3 protein-coding genes are annotated in these 3804 nt (G+C 58.9%); all 3 read right to left on the bottom strand.

The features are described from left to right. Positions 1–99 precede the first annotated feature (99 nt). The gene (locus tag QMX93_RS30185) at positions 100–2058 is read right to left on the bottom strand and encodes a DUF1302 domain-containing protein (RefSeq protein WP_053116990.1); all 1959 of its coding nucleotides are present in this window, start codon (positions 2056–2058) and stop codon (positions 100–102) included. A gap of 49 nt (positions 2059–2107) precedes the next feature. Continuing rightward, positions 2108–3397, bottom strand: coding sequence for a phospholipase (locus tag QMX93_RS30180; RefSeq protein WP_282359241.1), 1290 nt, complete (start codon positions 3395–3397; stop codon positions 2108–2110). A gap of 227 nt (positions 3398–3624) precedes the next feature. Beyond that, positions 3625–3804, bottom strand: a 180-nt coding sequence (locus tag QMX93_RS30175) for a hypothetical protein (protein ID WP_282359239.1), incomplete at its 5' end; no start/stop codon positions are given.

Here is a 3804-nt window from a genome sequence, read left to right as displayed (position 1 = left end):
GCTCGCGATAGCGGTGTATCAGGCAAAAACTACTGCGACTGAAAGTCCGCCATCGCGAGCAGGCTCACTCCTACAAGGGGTGCGTCGGTATTCTGGGTATCAAAGGAAATACTTGAGGTTGAACCCGACGTTGTCGCGGTCGCGGATGCCATTGTTTTGTCCGCCGCCGTAGAACTCGGTGTATTGCAATTCGGCTTCGAGCTTGTTCTGGTAATTGGCCTTGATCCCCAGCGTGTAGGCCTTGCGACCTTCGATGGTGTTGCCGGCCTGGTAGCTGTTGCCCTGAAAGTCGTCTTTGTAAACGATGTAAGGCGAGACGTTGACCCCGGCGTACACGTCGTTCCACGTGCCGTTGAGCATCGCCGTGTAGCTGTAGGAATCGCGGTTGACCTGATCATCGCGATCACCACCGGACACATAGGAATAGTTACCGGTCCCCGCGTAATAACGCGTGCTGCCGTCATAAGCGGTGTATTGCAAACTGCTGCCACGCAGATGTTCCGAGGCCAGTTCGAAGATGCCGAACAGTGAGTCGAACGAGGCCGTCGGGCCGAAGTTGTAGATGGTGCCCAGCGAGGTGTTGAACGCTTCGACGCGCTCGGCGTTGTTGATCTCGCTGTTGAGATTGACCATCTGCCCGCCGACGTTGATCGACCGGCCCGTCACCGCCACCGCCGCACCGTTGGCCAGGTCGCCGATCAAATCGTTGGTGGCCGCGACGCCGATCGGCAGGTTCGGCCGATAAGCGATTTCACCAAACACCGAGGCCTCGCCCAGCGTGGTGTTGAAGCTGAAGCCGTACATGCGGATGTCTTCGGCGTAACGACGATGCGCCTGAATGTTGCCCATCACATCGGCCGTGGCCAGACCACCGGCAAGCGCCCCGGCCTGATCGCCGGCAACGCCGGACAACAGATTGGTCAGCGCATCCATGTCGATGCCCTTGTACCCGCCCAGATCCGCCGCGATCGTCGGTTCCTTGGCGTGGTAGTTGACCATGTACAAACCGAACTCGGTGCTGTTGAGCTGCTCGGCGATGTAGCGGAAAGCGAAACCAAACTGCCCGTCGTTGCGCGCGTTGTAGTCCTTGCCGATCGACGCCACTTTCAACGTGTTGCCGTACGCAGGCGTCACACCGTTGGCGTACAGCCCGGTGGTTTGCAGGGCTGAACTCAGCAACGGGTTGTTACCCAGTGCACTGTACAAGCCGATCACGTTGCCAAACCCCGGCACCGGCGTGTCGAGCGCGGTGCCGCTGAAGTTGTTGTAACCGGTGTTGCCGCCATCGGCGAACAGGTCGGTCTGCGAATAGAAGGTGCCGACCGGATCGATGCGGGTTTCTTTCCAGTTGGTCTGGTAGAAACTCTCCATGGTCAGCGAATCGGTGAGGCCGACGTTGAAGCTCAGCGCCTCTACCGGCACCAGCACTTCCTTAACTTCGGCGCCGGGCAAACGGTACTTGGCCGCGTCCACCGGGTTGGTGGTGTTGATCCCGCCGCGATAGAAAATCCCCTCGCCCCAGTTGAACACTTGTCGCCCGACTCGGGCGGTCACCGGCATCTGCGCGACGTCCCAACTGCCGTGCACATACGCGTCGAGCATCTCGATGCGGCTGCCGGCAATATCGCGGGTCTGGCTGGTGAAACGGTCGTCCTGCGGGTAGCTCTGGCTCGGTTGCGAGGGGCTGTTGTTGTCGTAGTAGTTGTTGCGCTTGTCCATCAGTTGCGTGTCGTAAAACCCCGTGCCGCGCATGAACAAACCGTAGTTCTGATAGTTGGCTTCAAGCTCGGAAGTGATCTTGTACACCTCGGAAACCAGCCCGGTGTCGAAGTTGCGATTGCCGTCGTTGGTGTTGACGTCATCGTTGGATTTGTCGCGGCCCTGCACCCGCCACATACGACCGTACGACAACGTCGTATCGATCGAACCGGTGACCTGTTTGTCCATGAAACTGAACTCCACCGCGTGCGCCGCATCGACTGCGCACAGTTGCAGCAGCCCTGCCAGGCCGACACCGGGGAGCGCCGCGCCCGTCAGGCGCAATCGAGTGTTGATCATGTGTTCCTCCTTCCCTGTTTTTTTATTGTTTTTTGTCCTGTCGCGGTGGCTAGGGCGCCAATCCCGCGCTGACGTAGATCCGGCTGTGCGCGCCGAAATGGCCGAGCAGTTTGAACAGCTGTTGATTGAGTGCCGGATGGTCGAAATCTTCGCGTTGCAGCTGATTGCCGCTGCTGAAATCGCTGGTCGCTGGCGCCGTTTCCAGCCACTGGCCGATCGCTTCGTCGAAGGCGGCGGAATCATCGACCGACTCGGCGCTGACCACTTCGCGCAGGTAACCGACCGAGTACGGCGGATAGCTTTTGTCTTGGGCGATATCGGCATAAGCGTCGAGCATCGGATGCGGATTGCCTGCGCGCAGCAAGCGCCGCAGCCAGGTTGATTGATACTTCTCCACTTCCATGTGCCGGGTCGCAACGCGTTCGATGGAGGCCTGTTTGTCGGCGGAGAAACCGGCCAGCGCCTTGCCTTCCAGCAGCAAAAGACTGGCGAGATCGACACCCGGCAATGGCTTGGCGTGATACGGCTGAGTCAGATCCTGAACGTGGTGCAGGCCCCAGCCGAGAAAGCGATAACCCCAATACGGATGGCCGCTGGCAAATGCCAGTCGCGCCAGGCCCATGTATTGATACGCGCGCCAGTCCGGCCAACTGCGTTCGAGGAATCCGGCAGCGGCATAGACCACCGGGCTTTCGTGGAAGAAGCCCATGTGGAACGGCGCTTGCGAGCTGTACTGGAAACGCTCGTCACCAAAGGGTTGCGGGCCGAAACCGTAGCGCGCGCCAGCGTCGCCGGGGTTGTCGCTGAACAGGTTGATGTCGTGGCCGTAATCCGGCTCGTCGGCGGCGCTGGCGAGCACCGCGAGTGGCGCGACTTTTTCGTGGTTGGCGACGACGATAAAGCGCTGGCGATTCCACGGTGACAGGGTTTGTTCGACCATGACTTGATTGGCCTGCAAATGCTCGCGCTCGGGCAGGTCTTTGCCGGGTAATGGCTGGATGACCATCGCCAGATGAATCTGCGGGTTGATGCGCAGCGCGGTGAAAAAGTCGTGGCGAAGATTGTCACTCGGCGTGGCCGGTAATTTCAGCGCATCGGGGCGTGGCGGGTATTGAGCGAAGTGATCGCGGGCGAAGGTTTCCTGCTCTTCCAGCAATGCGCTGACGGCTTGGTATTGCTGCGTGAGGAAGTTTTCCAGCGGCTCGACTTCGACGGTCGGCGCATCGCGCAACGCTGGCAGATCCTGCAACGCCAGGTAGCTGCCCACCGTATGGTTCGACCAGCCCCAAGCACTTGGGGCCGTTGCACAAAGCAGCAACAGGAGGAATGTCAGCTTCATTGCCGGGTTCTTATTGGAGGTGCCGTGGGAGATGAGCCTAACAACCGCCCCCGCCGCTGACACTGTCCGATCTCACCAGAAAAAGTCTCCGATGGCGCCAATTCAAATCTCAACACGATCCCTGTAGGAGCTGCCGAAGGCTGCGATCTTTTGATGTTGATCTTAAAAAATAAGATCAAAAGATCGCAGCCTTCGGCAGCTCCTACAGGGGATTTGTGCTGTGTTTTTTAGGCGGGGTAGCCGGTGATTTTGCGGATGCTTTGGTACAGCGGTTTGAGCTGGCGGTACGCCATTTCAGGTGACGATACGATCCCTGTAGGAGCTGCCGAAGGCTGCGATCTTTTGATGTTGATCTTAAAAAACAAGATCAAAAGATCGCAGCCTTCGGCAGCTACTACAGGGGAATT

The sequence above is a fragment of the Pseudomonas sp. PS01303 genome (assembly GCF_029959385.1).
Taxonomy (GTDB): domain Bacteria; phylum Pseudomonadota; class Gammaproteobacteria; order Pseudomonadales; family Pseudomonadaceae; genus Aquipseudomonas; species Aquipseudomonas rustica.
Note: the sequence above shows the minus strand (reverse complement) of the source record. Positions and strands in the feature narration are given on the sequence as shown.

Bases quoted from the DNA above. Each gene is read 5' to 3' on its own strand.
- QMX93_RS30180 (WP_282359241.1), bottom strand. From the start codon at position 3,397: ATGAAGCTGACATTCCTCCTGTTGCTGCTTTGTGCAACGGCCCCAAGT.
- QMX93_RS30185 (WP_053116990.1), bottom strand. From the start codon at position 2,058: ATGATCAACACTCGATTGCGCCTGACGGGCGCGGCGCTCCCCGGTGTC.